Here is a 17729-nt window from a genome sequence, read left to right as displayed (position 1 = left end):
AAAAAGAAAAAAACAATAATATTTTTTATACTTTTATAATCACAAAACCGCTCTTTTTAGAACCTGTTTTACTATGCGCAATTTAAACAGGAATGGATGGGTCAAATTCATAGGAATCTCCACGTAGCAAAGTAAAATGTTACCAAACCATCGACTTTTTCTGCGCTGATTTTATAACTTTCTCATCATAAAATCTTTGCGCCATAGTAAATATACAAGAACCATTGGGTTATTACTTAACTGCTATGATCACATACTTGGTGTTGTAAATAGTTTTAATCTTTCCAATTTACATATGTTAACTCTTCTCCTCCAAAACAATCATTAGTTCCAGTTAAAATCCCTTTATTAAATAAAAGGTGAGCCATCATAATTTGTTCTTTTTCAGTATTATGATAAAAGCTCCACTTATCAGATTTTAAAATGCTTTTTGAAATAGAATCGATATTGATCATTTTAGAGTACTTAATTAGCTCTGTATTTGAGTATGAAATTCTATTTAACCTATTCAGAATACTTTTCGTTTTTATTTTAAACTTCCGATCTTTTCTCCGTTTAGTCTTTTTTGCTGTTTTGTAATCCTTTTCAATATTAATATTCCATTCATTTGTTAGAGCATAAACGAGTTCTCCACCTTCTAAACATACTTCCTTACTGTTTCCTGTATTTAAGTCAGTTATATTGACAACTAAATAGTAAGGAAAAGTACTTCCATAACTGTCAATTGCTTGGCAATAGTTTTCGTAAATTATCTTTTCATTTTGGATATCAGAAAACGAAAAAATAAAAAAAAAGGAAAAAATTAAGAAAAGTACTTTCATAATTATTTACAACTACTGAATAACAGCAATTGTTATTATTTCTATATATCTATAACCGTTTACAAACGTATAATAAACGTATAACGGTACGGTTAATTTTTGTTTTCCATTTTAAAAATAGTATAAAATTCTCAATACCTCTCAACATTATATTTATAAACGGTATCAACTGTGTCCTAATAACCATGCTTTCTTATAGTATTATCTACTTAATCTAAATATTATTTAAGGTTATTTTAGCTAATCCATGCTACATAAACTTTTTGTATTGTAATCATATAGAAAATTTAAAATGTAATTTTTATATACCTCTAAGAAATAATACAACCTACTACCCTATTTATAAGGTATTACCACACTTACCACATGTGCTACAAAAGCCCACTCTATCTACTAAATCCATACACTCATTAACTCAATATTAACAAAGTTAACATTTAATTAACTAACAGATTCTAACTCACTTATAACGCTTTTCTGATAAAACACTACGGATTCTATAACCCAACATGTTTTTGCAAATTAAAAACCGACATTCGCGAAATAACTCACAAACACACTTTTTATGACTCGCATTACTACACTATGCTTATTAGCAGTGGTATCCATTTGCCTAATTTCATCTAAATCACTAAATAACAACTTATTAAACAACACAACAACCATCATTTCAATAGAAGATGACGGCATTGATAAATCAAAAAAATCGATATTATCTTCTACAACTGTAGATTTACCTAGTGGATCTATCATCATTGATATGGGAGTCGCATCTCCCAATTTTAAAAATGGTCTTAAACCCTATGGATTAATTTATGCTATTATTAAAGAACATGACACTCCTGTTTTATGGTCTATTAATCCAAATAAATCCAAAGATGGTGTAGATTTTAATGTAGATGGTAAAGATTTTAAAGGAGGTCCTTTTGCTATCAGTAAAGAATATCTAACAGCTGCTGTGCTAGACGAAATTAATAACTGGAAATCTCAGGGAGTCATTACGCACCAAACTTTATCTGATGTAACCATACCTGTATACCAAGAATTAACTTTTTATCCAACTTGGGTATTAGATAAGAAAAATGGAAAAATCGCCGAAAAATATTTAAAAAATGCAGGTATTCCAAAATCAGCCTATACTACAGCACTACCAAAAACATTAAATGAATGTCACGATTTATTCGTGTTACCACACGCAGAACCAACCTGGAAAGATCATGGACCTTTATTAGCATGGAATAGCCCAATATCAGAAGGTGGTTACCAAGGATATATATGGTCTGGTTGTACAGCGGTAAGTAATCTCGAAAACTTATACAATCCAGACAATCCATCACAACAACTAAATTTCTTATCATTAAAATCAGAAATAGCTACGGATAACGGAGATGATTATTTCGAAAATGCATTAGTGCTTGCAGATAATCACGAAGATGCATCAAACACTACACATAACATAGATTTTCCAGTAGATCCATTTATGCAATTCATAGGGCAATCAGATGGTGTTCATAAAGGTGGAAAAGAAGAAATCTACTTACCTGTTAATGGTGGTGGATGGAGAGCTTCGACAAAAGTTGGTATTTGGGATACAAACCAAGAAGATTTAGGTACATTAAGTACAGGAAAAGCTGCATTAATGCTATATGGTCCTGCATATGGAGATGCTAATAGAGGCCAGATAATGTATCAGGCGGGTCACGATCTAAATAAAGATGGTACTACGGCAGAAAGAGTAGCTGCCCAAAGAGGGTTTTTAAACTTTTCATTTGATGCTCCTTCTGCAAAAGTTCCTGAAATAATAATGAATAATCCAGAACAAAGAGAAGTAACCTTAACCAATGGAGAATCTATTGTCTTTGATATCACTGGTATCCCTGTTTTGGGTGGAGATATAACCTATGAATGGAGTACTTCTTGTTCGATAGGGAGTTTTGATAACCCTACAAGTCCTACTCCAACTTTTACAGTACCTAGTACTCCTGTAATTCAGGAAAACGAAACATGTATTGTAACTGTAAAAGCTATGGACGAATGCGGGAGACTTTCATTTTTGACTTATATAGTTAATTTTGTAGATGAACCAGAACCTTGTACTATAGCTTCAATAACGGCTTCTAACAGTTCATCATGTAACGATAATGGAACTAGTACTCCTGAAGATGATTTTTTTACAGCCGACATAACGGTTTCATTTACTTCGCCACCAGTTACTGGATTCTTACAATTAACTGGTGACACAATGGCTGATATCCATGTTAGTGTTAATGAATTGGATAGTGATACATCACATACATTTGTTGGAGTACAATTGCCAGCGAATGGTAACTCAATTAACTTAAAAGCTTTCTTTAGTATAGATGGACAAGTAGAAGATGCTACATGTGTCTTTAATGGAAATGATGTAATTACTGCACCAACACCTTGCTCTTTTACTCCTACTCCTTGCAATATCATTGCTGTATATGCTTCTAATAATACGTTATGTGATGATAATGGAACTGATACTCCTACCGATAATTTTTTTACAGTTGATATTACTGTTTTGTTTACTTCAGTACCAGAAACTGGATTTTTAGTATTAGCTGGTGATCAATTAAATGAAACGGTTGCTGTAAATGAATTAGATAACGATACTTCACATACATTTACTGCTATACAATTACCTGCAGATGGCGAATCTGTTAGTTTACAAGCTTTCTTTATCCTAGATATAAATGAGCCAGACGTTGTAGAATGTTCATTTACTAATGTATCAGTAATCACAGCACCTATATGTTGTACGATAGAGGATGATGGTTGTAACATAGATTCAATAGTTGCATCAAATATCGCGTGTAGTGGTACTGACTCGAAAATGAATGAAAACCAAAGCTTTTTTAAGGCAGATATCACAGTATCATTTTCATCTGCACCAACTACTGGAATTTTAAAAATAACTGGTGATGCAACAAGAAGTGTTGATGTTAGCCAATTAGATAGTAATACATCACACACATTTATAAATGTACAATTCCCTGCTGATGGTAGAATTATAGACTTAACAGCCTTTTTTGATGGAGCAGAAGGAATTGAGTGTGCTTATAATGATACTGCTGTAACTACAGCACCACTATCTTGTAACGAAGGTACTCCTACTTCTATTGAGAATAAAATTAGTTTTAAAGATGTTACAATCTACCCTAACCCCTCAAAAGGAAATATAACTATAGAAACGCCTTATGTTTCTGGTGAAGTTAGAGTTCAGGTAATTGATTTCACTGGAAAAATAATTATGACCAAGAATACAAATCCGAAAGGAAAAAATATCGAGTTATACGATCTTCCTCAAGGAATATTCTTAGTGAAATTACAGGCTAGAAACAACAGTATGGTACGAAAGGTAATTATAGAGCAATAATAATATTCCTTTTTATAGCTTATTGTGCTAATAACAAACAAAACCGCAAACATTTGTAAACAAATAGTTTGCGGTTATTTTTTGTTTTCATTTTAAACCTACTTATAACAAGATAGCATACATAATGATCATACTTAAAAAAAATGCGTGACTTCGATAGACACGCATTTTACAATTATATATTTTTAAATAGAATTATACTACAAACAATGGTTTATCTGCCATCATAGCATTTACATCATCTGCTATACGTTGTAATTCTTCTTCATTCTCTACATTATTGATCACTCTATCAATTAATTCTACAATGTTCAGCATATCATTCTCTTTTAAGCCACGAGTAGTTACTGCAGAAACACCGATACGAATACCAGAAGTTACAAAAGGTGATTTATCATCAAACGGTACCATATTCTTATTCACTGTAATCTCTGCAACTCCAAGTGCTTCCTCAGCTTGTTTTCCTGTTACATCCTTATTACGTAGATCAATCAACATCATATGATTATCGGTTCCAGCAGAAATCACTTCATATCCTTTCTGTACAAAAGCTTCAGCCATTGTAGCTGCATTCTTTTTCACCTGAATAATATAATGCAAAAACTCATCGGTTAATGCTTCTCCAAAAGCAATTGCTTTTGCTGCGATAATATGTTCTAAAGGTCCTCCTTGATTTCCAGGGAACACAGCGCTATCCAGTAATGAAGACATCATACGCTTCTTTCCGCTTTTTAGCGTAATACCAAAAGGGTTTTCAAAATCTTCACCCATTAAGATCAATCCACCTCTTGGACCTCTTAATGTTTTATGAGTAGTTGTGGTTACCACATGGCAATAAGGAACTGGATCTGAGATCACACCTTTAGCTATTAAACCTGCTGGATGTGCAATATCAGCCATTAAAATTGCTCCTACACTATCTGCTATTTCTCTAAATCGCTTATAGTCTATTTCTCTGGAATATGCAGATGCACCAGCTATAATTAACTGAGGTTTCTCTGCGGTAGCAATCTCTTGAATTTTATCATAATTCAATCTTCCTGTCTCCTTCTCTACTCCATAAAAAACAGGATTGTATAATTTACCTGAAAAATTTACTGGTGATCCATGAGTTAAATGTCCTCCGTGAGAAAGGTCAAAACCAAGAATTTTATCTCCTGGTTTAAGACAAGCATGATACACAGCCGTGTTTGCCTGTGAACCAGAGTGAGGCTGCACATTAGCATATGCTGCACCGAACAATTCTTTAGCACGATCTATAGCTATTTGTTCTACTACATCTACTACAGAGCAACCTCCATAATAGCGTTTTCCAGGATAGCCTTCTGCATATTTATTGGTCAATACAGAACCTGCTGCTTCCATTACTTGTTCACTTACAAAATTTTCTGAAGCGATCAATTCTAATCCGTTAATTTGACGCTCTTTTTCGTCCTGAATTAAATCAAAAATTTGTTCGTCGCGTTGCATGTTATTTAATTTATAAAATAGATGTCCAAAAATAGGAACATTCATTAAAATAAGCTGATGGAATATTAATAAATATGAACATTTTCTTCACAATTAGAAATATCACATTTTTTAATTAACTTTCACATAAATAAAATATTTAAAACGTTCTAAAATTATATATTTGATGGCAAGAACTACCAACAACTTATTAAAAAAATAACAATGCCCATAACTGCAAATAATCCTAATCGAAAAACCTGGATCAAAACTCCTTCAAAAACGGATTTTCCAATTCAAAATATTCCTTTTGGAGTCTTCCTTACTAGAGATGATGTAATTACAATAGGAACAAGAATTGGAGATACAGCAATTGATCTGGGAGCACTTCATCAGCTTGGCTATTTTGAAGGCATTCCTTTAACCGATGATATTTTCTTACAAGATTCTCTGAATGATTTTATTTCTGACGGAAAAAAAACCTGGAGATTAGTACGAAATCGTATCGCTGAAATTTTTGATACAGAAAATGATGCTCTAAAAAACAATAAAGAACACCGAAAGATTGTATTATTTACATTGGATGAAATAGAAATGCAACTTCCTGTGCGTGTTGGAGATTATACTGATTTCTATAGTAGTATAGAACATGCGACCAATGTAGGTACTATGTTTAGAGATCCAGATAATGCCCTGCTTCCTAATTGGTTGCACATACCTGTAGGATATCACGGTAGAAGTAGTTCTATAATTCCATCTGGTATTCCTGTACATCGCCCGCAAGGACAAAAATTAATAAATGGTACAGAAAAACCTATTTTTGGACCTTCTAGATTAGTAGATTTTGAGTTAGAAATGGCTTTTATTACTACTGATGCTAATCTTCTTGGAGAACCAATTCCGATTGAAGAAGCTGAAGATTATATTTTTGGATTGGTATTATTTAATGACTGGAGTGCACGTGATATTCAAAAATGGGAATACGTACCATTAGGTCCTTTTTTAGCTAAAAACTTTGCGTCATCAATATCACCTTGGATAGTTACCTTAGACGCTTTAGAACCGTATCGTGTAGCTGGACCTAAACCTTTAAAAGAACAATTACCATATCTTCAATACGAAGGAGATAAAAGTTTTGATATAAATCTGGAAGTAGCAATACAACCAGAGAAATCTAAAGAAACTATTGTTTCTAGGAGTAATTTTAAATATATGTATTGGAATATGTCTCAGCAACTTGCACATCATACCGTAAATGGATGTCCAGTCAATTCTGGGGATATGATGGGTAGTGGAACAATTTCTGGGCCTACTCCAGATTCATATGGATCAATGCTTGAGTTAAGCTGGAGAGGAGAAAAGCCAGTACAGCTCGAAGAAGGAGGAAGTCGTAAATTCATAGAAGATAATGATACTGTAATTATTAGAGGATTTTGCCAAAATGATGGAGTTAGAATTGGTTTTGGTGAAGTGTCTACTAAATTACTTCCTGTATTTAAAAAATAACTTTTTACCACATACTTAAAAGCCTCAAAAAAATTACTTTTGAGGTTTTTTTATTACCTTTTGGCATTAAAGTTGAATAGGTATCCCCAAACTTGTAAGATTATGAAACGACTTTTACTTTTATTATTAGTTACCGCCTTTATAACATCCTGCGGTGGTAAAAAGAAAACATTAACAGCTCTTAATACTGGAAACTATGATCAGGCGATTAATAATTCCATTGGTAAATTAAGAACTAATAAAGATAAAAAAGGAAAACAGGAATACATCCTGATATTAGAAGAAGCTTTTGCTAAAGTAGTAGCACGTGATATTAGTGCCATTTCTTTTCTTGAAAAAGAAGGAAACCCTGCCAATCTGGAGCGAATATACAATAGTTATATTGCCTTAAAAAATAGGCAACAACGCATTAAACCCTTACTACCACTATACCACGTAGAACAAGGACGTAATGCTAATTTTTCTTTTGACAATTATGATCAAAGAATTTTAGATACAAAAGATAAATTATCTACCTATCTATATAATAATGCTAAATCTTTGCTTACAAATGCCAAAAGGAAGAATGATTATAGAACGGTATACGATGATCTAAAGTATCTAAACAAAATTAATCCTAATTATAAAAACACTAATGACCTGATTGAAGAGGCACATTATAAGGGTACTGATTTTGTGAAGGTTGCCATGAAAAACAATACTAATGTTATCATTCCGAAAAGATTAGAGGCTGATTTATTAAACTTTAGCACTTATGGGTTAAATGACCTTTGGACTGTATACCACAATGAACCTCAACGTTCTATCAAATATGATTATCTCATGGAGGTTTCATTTAGAGAAATAAATATCTCTCCAGAACAAATTAGAGAAAGACAACTAGAAAAAGAAAAATTAGTTAAAGACGGTTGGGAATATTTATTAGATGAAAATGATGATTTTGTACTGGATGAAGATGGTAAAAAAATCAAAATTGATAAAATGGTGACGGTACGATGTGAATATTATGAATTTATACAATTTAAGGAAGCACAGGTTGTAGGTAATGTGCAATACAAGAATCTTAATACAAGACAATTATTAGATGCTTTCCCACTTTCTAGCTCATATGTTTTCGAACATGTGTATGCAAACTATAATGGTGATAAACGTGCATTAGATGATGATTTAATTCGTTATTTGGGTCTACAAGCTGTTCAGTTCCCTACCAATGAACAAATGGTCTATGATTCTGGACAAGATCTAAAAAACAAATTAAAAAACATTATCACTAGATATCGATTTAAATAATCTAATAGTTTATTGAAAATAACATCTTATGATTCATCAAGACATCTTGCTCGACGCTGGTGCTGTTCTTAAAGAATACAAACGTGATGAGCAGCTTTTTGAAGAAGGTGATAACGCGCGTTATTATTATCAAGTATATACTGGAGAGATTAAGATGAATAACTATAATGATGATGGAAAAGAATACATACAGGGTATTTTTGATGCTGGAAAAAGTTTTGGAGAACCACCATTATTTGCAGATTTTAAATACCCTGCTAATGCAGCAGCAATTACAGATGCAAAAGTATGGCAACTGCCAAAAGACAAGTTTCTAAAATTATTAGAAGAACATCCAGCGATCCACCATAAATTTACAAGCACGCTGGCACTTAGATTATATTATAAAGCTATGATGGTTTCTGAAATATCTACTCAGGAACCAGAACATAGGATTCTTCGAATTTTAGACTATTTTAAAAAGAATAATCCAAACACTTCAGAAAATACTGCCTTATATAAAATAGAGTTTACACGACAACAATTAGCTGACCTAACAGGATTAAGGGTAGAAACAGTAATCAGGGCAGTAAAAAAACTAGAACAGAAAGGAGAATTATTGATTAAAGAAAGAAAAATATATCGGTAATTTTTCACTTTTCCTTGCCTTTATGATCAGGATCATAAACTGAACACCTATTCTCGAAATATCTTTGAACATAACTTTAAAACACTATGTTATGTATTCCAAATTATTAAAAGATTTCAGAGAAATGTATATGGCTTATATCCCTTTAATGATTATTCTTTCCAGTTGTTTAGGATCTGTAGCTGCAATGTATATTTTAATGCAAGAAAGATCTGCATCTCAAGTTATAGAACTAACACTCTGTGTGATTATCTGTATGGCTTTTAATGCCTCTATCTTAGCACAAATGAAACCTAAATTTGTATTTAATTTACTCATTGCCAGTCTTACGATTAATACATTGTTAGTCATTCTTAATTTTGGATATTATTCATAACTAATATAATATGAAAACTAGTTTCGCAAGAGATATTGAGACCAGAGAAGATGTGTATACTTTAGTGTCACAATTTTATTCTAAAATAAGAAAAGAAGAAATACTTGGCCCAATTTTTAATTATATGATTCATAACTGGGAAGAACACCTGAATCGATTAACAGATTTTTGGGAGACAAATCTATTGTTCGTTGCCAAGTACAAAGGAAATCCAATCAAAGTACATCAACAAGTGGATGTTACTTTTAAGGGGCATATTACCGAAAAACACTTCGGTATTTGGCTAAATCTTTGGTTCGAGACAATCGATAAATTATACGAAGGAGAAAAAGCTGAAACTGCAAAAAGAAGAGCCAGAAAGATGTCAACACATCTATTTATAAAGATGTATGAATCCAGAACAACAAATAAAACAATATGCCCTTTTCTTAAAGAAAATAGCAATCCTATATTTAAATAAATTGATGCAATACCTGCGGAGTTATTGCACTATGCGAAGCGTGATGAACCGCTACTCCATTTCTAATCACAATAAATTGTGGTGATTCATGGTATACCTGAAATTTTGCAGCTATTTCAGAAGATATCTCTCTATGATTCAGCAGGTCTAGATAATATAAATCTACCTGACTTTCAGAAAGGTCAAAACTACTTTCAAAATTTCTGATCACCATTCTACTAATTCCACAACGAGTAGAATGTTTAAATATCGCTTGCGTTTTGGTATTCGAAGCGGTAGCAATTATATCTAATTGTTCCAACGATTTTAGTTCTTGCCAAGGTAAAGCTTGCTTTTCTTCTTTCGCCTCTTTATCTTCTGATCCAAATATCTTACCAAATAATCCCATATTCTTACTTTCTTAAAATCTTTACAAACTTAACCAAATGATTTTTATTAATAAACAATTATTGTTTTTTGTCGAAATAGAAGTAGTAACTTTACAATAAGCCAAAAAGTCAGTAAAACCAAGGCTTTGAAAGACATTTTGACATTAACTTAGCATAGGAATACTATTTGATCTACAACCAGCAAATACAAAATGAATTGAATTATGAATTTTAATAATTTCACTATAAAATCACAAGAGGCCATCCAGCAAGCGCAGCAACTCGCTCAAGGTTATGGTCATCAACAAATAGAAAATGAGCATGTTTTTAAAGCTATTTTTAATGTAGATGAAAATGTGCTTCCCTTTCTTTTAAAAAAACTTGATGTTAATATTACGATTCTACAACAAGTATTAGACAGTACCTTAGAAAGTTTTTCTAAAGTGAGTGGTGGAGATATGCAACTATCTCGCGAAGCTGGAAAATCCCTCAATGAAGCCAGCATCATTGCTAAAAACATGAATGATGAATATGTTTCTATTGAACACTTAGTTATTGCCATTTTTAAATCCAAAAGTAAAATTGGTCAAATCCTAAAAGATCAAGGTGTTACCGAAAAACATCTTATAGAAGCTATACAGGAAATTAGAAATGGAGAGCGTGTTACCTCTCAGAGCGCAGAAGACACATATCAATCTTTAAACAAATATGCCAAAAACCTAAACGAATTAGCCGAAAGTGGTAAACTGGATCCTGTAATTGGTCGTGATGAAGAAATCCGTAGAATTTTACAAATCTTATCTCGTAGAACCAAAAACAATCCGATGTTAGTAGGTGAACCAGGTGTTGGTAAGACAGCTATTGCAGAAGGGTTAGCACATCGAATTATTGCTGGAGATATTCCTGATAACCTAAAGGATAAACAAATCTATTCTTTAGATATGGGTGCATTGATTGCTGGAGCCAAGTTTAAAGGTGAGTTTGAAGAACGTCTAAAAGCTGTTGTAAAAGAAGTTACTTCCAGTGATGGAAACATCGTGTTATTTATTGATGAGATCCATACTTTAGTTGGAGCTGGTGGTGGTCAAGGAGCAATGGATGCAGCAAATATCCTTAAACCCGCATTAGCTCGTGGAGAACTGCGTGCTATTGGTGCAACTACCTTAGATGAGTATCAAAAATACTTTGAAAAAGACAAAGCTTTAGAAAGACGTTTTCAGAAAGTAGTAGTTGATGAACCAGATACCGAAAGTGCTATATCTATTCTTAGAGGTATTAAAGAAAAGTATGAAGCGCATCATAAAGTTAGAATTAAAGATGAAGCTATTATTGCCGCAGTAGAATTATCTCAACGGTATATCACCAACAGATTTTTACCAGATAAAGCTATTGATTTAATGGATGAAGCTGCTTCTAAACTTAGAATGGAAATCAATTCGAAACCAGAAGAATTGGATGTATTGGACCGTAAAATTATGCAACTCGAAATTGAAATTGAAGCGATTAAACGTGAAAATGATGCAACTAAATTAAAATCATTAAACGCAGATCTTGCAAATTTTAAAGAAGAACGAAATGAAATTTTTTCTAAATGGCAAAGCGAAAAAGAAGTAGTAGATGCAATTCAAAATACGAAAACAGATATTGAAGAATATAAACTCGAAGCAGAACGTGCTGAGCGAAACGGTGATTACGGAAAAGTAGCAGAATTGCGCTATGGCAAAATTAAAGACGCTCAAGAAAGTTTAGAAAAGCTTCAGGAACAACTGAATCAACAACAAAGCAAATCTTCGCTAATTAAAGAAGAGGTGATTAATGATGATATTGCTGAAGTAGTTGCTAAATGGACAGGAATTCCTGTAACTAAAATGTTACAAAGTGATCGTGAAAAATTACTGGTACTAGAAAAAGAGTTACAAAAACGAGTTGTAGGGCAAGCAGAAGCTATACAAGCTGTTAGTGATGCAGTTAGGAGAAGTCGCGCTGGACTGCAAGATCAGAAAAAACCAATTGGCTCTTTTCTATTTTTGGGTACTACTGGAATTGGTAAAACCGAGCTAGCAAAAGCTTTAGCAGAGTATCTTTTTAATGACGAAAGTGCCATGACACGAATTGATATGAGTGAATATCAAGAACGACATGCCGTAAGTAGATTGGTAGGAGCGCCTCCTGGATATGTAGGATATGATGAAGGCGGACAATTGACTGAAGCTGTAAGAAGAAAGCCATATTCTGTAGTTTTATTAGATGAAATCGAAAAAGCGCATCCAGATACTTTCAATATCTTATTACAAGTATTAGATGAAGGTCGATTAACAGATAATAAAGGAAGGACTGCTGATTTCAGAAATACTATTATCATTATGACTAGTAATATGGGAGGTCACATTATTCAGGAAAAATTTGAAGCTGTAAAAGATGTAGACACCGCAATGGAAAGTGCAAAAATCGAAGTATTAGGTTTATTAAAGCAATCTGTTCGTCCAGAATTCTTAAATAGAATAGATGATATCATTATGTTTACTCCTTTAACAAAAGTAAATATTCATGAGATTGTCAAACTTCAATTAAAACAGGTTTCTCACATGTTAGCACAACAAAACATAACATTGGATGCCACAGATGAAGCTATTACTTTTCTAGCTGAAAAAGGGTATCAACCTGAGTTTGGTGCCAGACCCGTAAAAAGAACGATTCAAAAAGAAGTACTAAATACATTGTCTAAAGAAATACTAGCTGGCAAAGTATCCACAGAAAGTATCATCCTATTAGATGAGTTTGATAATAACTTAGTATTCAGAAATCAAACTGATCTTGTATTATAATAAGAGAAATGTTAAGTAAATCTTAAAGAAAAGCAGTGCGTTTTTGTTGAAAACTCACTGCTTTTAAGCATTTATAGGGTCTATAAAACATTTAGATATCTTCTAGAGAATCAAGTGTTTACGGTTTTACCGTAGTTATCAACAATAATATTCTTACATGGTTAATAACTAATTCTTACAAAAGATAAACTTTTAAGTAAATTGCTAAAGCAATGAAACCAACTTTAGCACTATCCTTTTACATACTTGTTACCACTATTTCTTTTGGGCAAAGTAATGGAGAGAAATTAGCCGATATTAAAAGTAAGTATCTGCTAATAAGAGAACTTGTGTCAAATAATACCCTTAGACAACATTATACCGATTATACCTGTGAGGAATCTTTAGAAAAGGGGTCACTCACATTTTATTACAATAGTCGCGAATTAAAACATATAATACATCACTATACACAAGGATATGTTTCTTATAAAGACGAATATTATATCTGGGATGATCAATTATTTTTTGCCTTCTCTGTTCATAAGGTAAAGTATCAGGATTATGAAAAAAATAAAAAGAGAAAGATTCAAAAAGTAGATGTTGTCCTTACCTTAGAGGAACGGTTTTATTTTCATAATTTTGAACCTATTAAATGCCAATTTAAAGATTTCATAACTAAAAGTAACAGAAGTAAAAATCCAAAAACGAATTACGTACGAAATCAAAGTGCCGATTGTAGTCAAGCAAATAGAATTGTAGAAAAATATAATGTACTACTAGAGTATCAGAATATGAATATTGATGATGCCTGTAATCTTCCTAGAAGTATTACTAAAATCATATCAAATGAAGTGATTTATAGTAGTCTTGGTAAAAATTAAATCCTCAGTATTTTAATTTATAACAATACGTTTCATCACAGAAATATTATTATGATTAATTTTCATTAAATATATTCCTGAAGACAATGCAAGATCAATTCTTGTGGTTTCTGTAAAAGGTTGTATATGTAATATATTACCTAGCGTATCAAAAATCTCTACATCTCCTTCTTTTCCATCTGCAGATAACATAATATAATTATTGGCAGGATTAGGGTACACTAAAAATTCAGGAGCTTCATTATCTACTACAGACAATATATTGGACCAAGTTTGCCCTACATTATTACCCCATATATATTCTACTAAATCTGGTTGATCAATAAATGGATTACGATTAAACTGCCAAGTATAAATAATATTATTACGATTCATTTCAAAATCATCTGGAGGATCATTTCTATGCCAATTTAATAAGGTGGCAAGATCTCCTAACTGCCCAACTGTGCTATTAGATGGATCACCATTAACCACATCCAAACCATTGTAACGTATGGTAAGAAAAAATATACTTCTAGCCACATCTCCTTGCCAGCTTCCTTGTGTTCCACTAGGACCAGAATACTCTCCGTAATCTTGATTTCCTCTGGAACTATTCTCAGGACCATCAGTTGCTCTTAAACCATGAGCATCAGAATTTGCATGTCTTAAAGAATCTGCTCTAGTTATTGTAAATACGTTAATTCCATCAGCAAAATCATCCGAATCTATGCTATTAAATCCTCCTCGGGATCTTGGATAGGTATGCTCTCTATTCCACTTACCTACATTACTACCTCCACTTGTCTGAAAATCTAATTTAGGCCGTTGTTCTTCTGTATATAATAACCATACCTGATTACTATTAGTTGGACTCTGGTCTGCTGCCTTAAGAATATCAATAATATCAGCATATGTTTGTGCTCTAACTACTGCAGGGTCTGCTATAATGTCTTGTATAGCTTGCACCAATGCTGCATCTGCTAATCCTTCTAATGGATCATAATAATCTACAGGAGCCGTATTCGATACAATACCAAACGTAGGACTTAATGGTGTTCCCCAAGAAGCTGTTGTAAAATCATTATCTACAATTCTCAATTCCTTATTGTCATTAAGACGATTAAAACCTGTAGGTATTGTTCCAAAAGTGATCTTCATAACCTCATCCCCTTCATCATCTGTATCATCAACAACCTGAATCACATTAGTACTTGTATTTGTTCCAGAAGGAATGGTGACAGAAAGACTTCCTGTATAATCCGAAGCTACAAAGGTTCCATTAGTAATGGTAAAATCAAAAGTAAGGTCACTTGTCACATTTGTCTGTGTAGTAAATACGATATCTATACCGTTTCCTTCATCATACTGATCTTGAGCAGTAGTAACCGAAATTCCATTAAACAAAACTCCGCTACCATCATTAAGAGCTCCTGGAGTTGGTGTTTTTACTTCGTAAGTCCCGTCATTTTTACGTTGAATAGATTCTGTAGTCTTATTATTATTTTCATCTTCATTTATTTGTTCTGACAACCCTAACAAGGTCATAAGTCCCATATCATCTGCATCATCCGTATCATGTATTAATGCATCCAACAAATTAGTTGTGGTTGCCAATGTACCTTCAGGAAAATCTGTGTCATTTCCTATATAAATTGCGACCGCATCTGCTCCATTTTGGATTGTATTTTCTGAAAGTAAGACATCTGGTACTGGAGAAACTTCTGGGCCTCCAATCAAAAAAACACCATTTACATCAGTAGTATATCCATCCAAATCTAATGAAAAATAACTCGCATCTCCTCCACTGGTTGATCCATTAAAAAGTACAATAACTAATCCATCTAATGAAAAATTGGGAGTACTGGATTTCAATTCTATAAACTCCATAGTATCGGTACTGGGAGTATCAGAATCCAATTCATTGATTACAACTTGTGCAAAAGAAAAATTATTGAATACTATAACAAAAAATAGAAGGTAGACGTTTTTCATAATTGTAAAAATTAGCATGACAAGATAGGTATATTCTATAGTATATAAGGTTATCTTTATATTAAAATTGAATGAAAAACCTTGATCCATCCATATTAGCTAATCAAATCGCACTAATTATATTACAAATCAAAAGTTAGATTGTGTTAAAAAAGTTTTTGTAATATACCAATCGGTATATTTTTAATATATTTGATAAACGAATTACAAAATAATGCTTACAAAAGCCGAACAAACTACAGAATTTATCATTCAAACTGTTGCTCCCATTTTTAATAAAAATGGATACGCAGCAACAAGTTTAAGTGATATTACTAAAGCTACAGGCTTAACAAAAGGTGCTATTTATGGTAATTTTAAAAATAAAGAAGAATTGGCTATGGCAGCTTTTACAATGACCGTAAAAAATATGTTAAGACGTATCGCCGACCATCAGAATCTTAGTGAATCGCCAATAGAAAAACTGTTCTTAGTTACCGATTTCTATCGTAATTATTATAACTATAGTCAAGAGTTAGGTGGTTGCCCTGTACTTAATATGGGTGTAGATGCAAAACATCAAAACTCTTTACTTTTTAAGCACGTGCAATACACAATTGGAAAAATTCAAAATAATGTAGCTCTCCTTATTGATCAAGGAAAAAAAGAAGGAGAAATACTGCTTGAAATTGATTCCATTTTATACGCTAAAAGATTATACACTATGATTAGTGGTGCCATTTTTATGACCCACACAATGGATGATAATAGCTACTTATTGTTAACCATGGATCAAATAGATACGATGATTCAAAATGAACTAAACCATAAAAAATATTTTTTTACATTAAAATATACCGATTGGTATAAAAACAATTTAATTATGACAACATTACCAAAAACACTAGAAAGTAAAGCCAAAATCAGGTTTCAACATTGTGATCCTTTTAATCATCTAAACAATGCAGAATACATCAATTATATGATCAATGCCAGAGAGGATCAAATCATCAATTATTATAATCTTGATCTATTTAAGATGGCTCAAAATCAAGGTATAAGCTGGGTAGTAGGTACCAATCAGATTGCATATATAAAACCTGCCTTTTTAATGGAAGATGTGATCATTGACTCTCAATTATTCGCACACACAGAGAATGAATTACATGTAGAAATTAGAATGTGGAATCATGATAAAACAGAAATCAAAGCGATGATGTGGAGTACTTTTGTTCATTTTAATTTACTAAAACAAAAACGTTGGAATCACACCAAAGAGCTTATGGATTTATTTACATCTATACTAAATCCTATACAGGCAGATACTTTTAATGAAAGAATTTTACAATTAAAACCACAAAAAGTGTAACATTTACTTTCTAGCAGAGTCTTATATAAATACATCAATCAACAAAACCTAACCAGTATGAAATCTTCAGGAGATCTTGGCTCCTCTCACAAGAAGAGAAGTTCATATTTTTTTATAGGATTTTTTATTATCGCTATTATCTCAATGACCGTAGTTGCTTGGCAGCTAGGACTTTTAGGATAAAAACTCTAGAATAACTAAAAAATCCAAATGAAATACAATTTTAATTAGATATACCATAAATAAAATGGAGTATATAACTATGCTCCATTTTTACCATAATACATCTCCAAACACAGAAATATTAAATTCATAATCCAATTCAGAGATAAATTTCCCGAATTGTTAAGTTGTAGTTATAATTACCTTGTATATTTTTAAAAGTGAATATAAATACTACTTTTATACGATTGACAATTCT

Annotated in this window: 14 protein-coding genes; 10 read left to right on the top strand and 4 right to left on the bottom strand. The window is 32.3% G+C overall.

All coding sequences use genetic code 11. The features are described from left to right. Window positions 1-275: 275 nt before the first annotated feature. A complete protein-coding gene (locus QBK95_RS21945; protein WP_280936712.1) occupies window positions 276-821 on the bottom strand; it encodes a hypothetical protein in 546 nt (181 codons plus the stop codon). 565 nt (window positions 822-1386) lie between these two features. Between QBK95_RS21945 and QBK95_RS21940 the strand changes: the two genes are divergently transcribed. Then, window positions 1387-4221 (top strand): T9SS type A sorting domain-containing protein, encoded by a 2835-nt coding sequence (locus QBK95_RS21940; protein WP_280936711.1) that lies wholly within the window; start codon window positions 1387-1389, stop codon window positions 4219-4221. A gap of 195 nt (window positions 4222-4416) precedes the next feature. Here the strand turns inward: QBK95_RS21940 and glyA are convergent, their stop codons facing one another. Continuing rightward, window positions 4417-5691, bottom strand: a complete 1275-nt coding sequence (glyA, locus tag QBK95_RS21935; RefSeq protein WP_280936710.1) for a serine hydroxymethyltransferase — start codon at window positions 5689-5691, stop codon at window positions 4417-4419. A 204-nt stretch (window positions 5692-5895) separates the two neighbouring features. Between glyA and fahA the strand changes: the two genes are divergently transcribed. From fahA to QBK95_RS21910, 5 genes are all read left to right on the top strand, one after another. After that, window positions 5896-7176, top strand: coding sequence for a fumarylacetoacetase (fahA, locus tag QBK95_RS21930; RefSeq protein WP_280936709.1), 1281 nt, complete (start codon window positions 5896-5898; stop codon window positions 7174-7176). 102 nt (window positions 7177-7278) lie between these two features. Continuing rightward, window positions 7279-8466 (top strand): hypothetical protein, encoded by a 1188-nt coding sequence (locus QBK95_RS21925; protein WP_280936708.1) that lies wholly within the window; start codon window positions 7279-7281, stop codon window positions 8464-8466. A 28-nt stretch (window positions 8467-8494) separates the two neighbouring features. After that, window positions 8495-9094, top strand: a complete 600-nt coding sequence (locus QBK95_RS21920; RefSeq protein WP_280936707.1) for a Crp/Fnr family transcriptional regulator — start codon at window positions 8495-8497, stop codon at window positions 9092-9094. 91 nt (window positions 9095-9185) lie between these two features. Next, window positions 9186-9470 carry a hypothetical protein gene (locus tag QBK95_RS21915; protein ID WP_280936706.1) on the top strand — a complete coding sequence of 95 codons (285 nt, stop codon included), beginning with the start codon at window positions 9186-9188 and terminating at the stop codon, window positions 9468-9470. A gap of 10 nt (window positions 9471-9480) precedes the next feature. Further along, window positions 9481-9930: a group III truncated hemoglobin gene (locus QBK95_RS21910; protein ID WP_280936705.1), complete on the top strand. Its 450-nt coding sequence runs from the start codon at window positions 9481-9483 to the stop codon at window positions 9928-9930. On the opposite strand, the gene ytxJ is transcribed toward QBK95_RS21910, so the two are convergent. After that, window positions 9923-10318, bottom strand: coding sequence for a bacillithiol system redox-active protein YtxJ (gene ytxJ, locus QBK95_RS21905; RefSeq protein ID WP_280936704.1), 396 nt, complete (start codon window positions 10316-10318; stop codon window positions 9923-9925). The two genes, QBK95_RS21910 and ytxJ, sit on opposite strands and share 8 nt — an antisense overlap. Window positions 10319-10522: 204 nt before the next feature. On the opposite strand from ytxJ, the gene clpB reads away from it, so the two are divergent. Next, window positions 10523-13123 (top strand): ATP-dependent chaperone ClpB, encoded by a 2601-nt coding sequence (gene clpB / locus QBK95_RS21900; protein WP_280936703.1) that lies wholly within the window; start codon window positions 10523-10525, stop codon window positions 13121-13123. A gap of 212 nt (window positions 13124-13335) precedes the next feature. After that, window positions 13336-13986: a hypothetical protein gene (locus QBK95_RS21895; protein ID WP_280936702.1), complete on the top strand. Its 651-nt coding sequence runs from the start codon at window positions 13336-13338 to the stop codon at window positions 13984-13986. A gap of 12 nt (window positions 13987-13998) precedes the next feature. Here QBK95_RS21895 and QBK95_RS21890 read toward each other — a convergent pair whose 3' ends face one another. After that, window positions 13999-15960 (bottom strand): endonuclease, encoded by a 1962-nt coding sequence (locus QBK95_RS21890; protein WP_280936701.1) that lies wholly within the window; start codon window positions 15958-15960, stop codon window positions 13999-14001. 214 nt (window positions 15961-16174) lie between these two features. Here QBK95_RS21890 and QBK95_RS21885 point away from each other — a divergent pair, with 214 nt between their 5' ends. Further along, window positions 16175-17308 carry a thioesterase family protein gene (locus QBK95_RS21885; RefSeq protein WP_280936700.1) on the top strand — a complete coding sequence of 378 codons (1134 nt, stop codon included), beginning with the start codon at window positions 16175-16177 and terminating at the stop codon, window positions 17306-17308. Between the two features lie 57 nt (window positions 17309-17365). Then, the gene (locus QBK95_RS21880) at window positions 17366-17491 is read left to right on the top strand and encodes a hypothetical protein (protein WP_280936699.1); all 126 of its coding nucleotides are present in this window, start codon (window positions 17366-17368) and stop codon (window positions 17489-17491) included. Window positions 17492-17729: the final 238 nt, after the last annotated feature.

The sequence above is a fragment of the Aquimarina mycalae genome, from assembly GCF_029906345.1.
Classification (GTDB): Bacteria; Bacteroidota; Bacteroidia; order Flavobacteriales; family Flavobacteriaceae; genus Aquimarina.
This window is presented reverse-complemented; position numbering and strand designations above follow the sequence as displayed.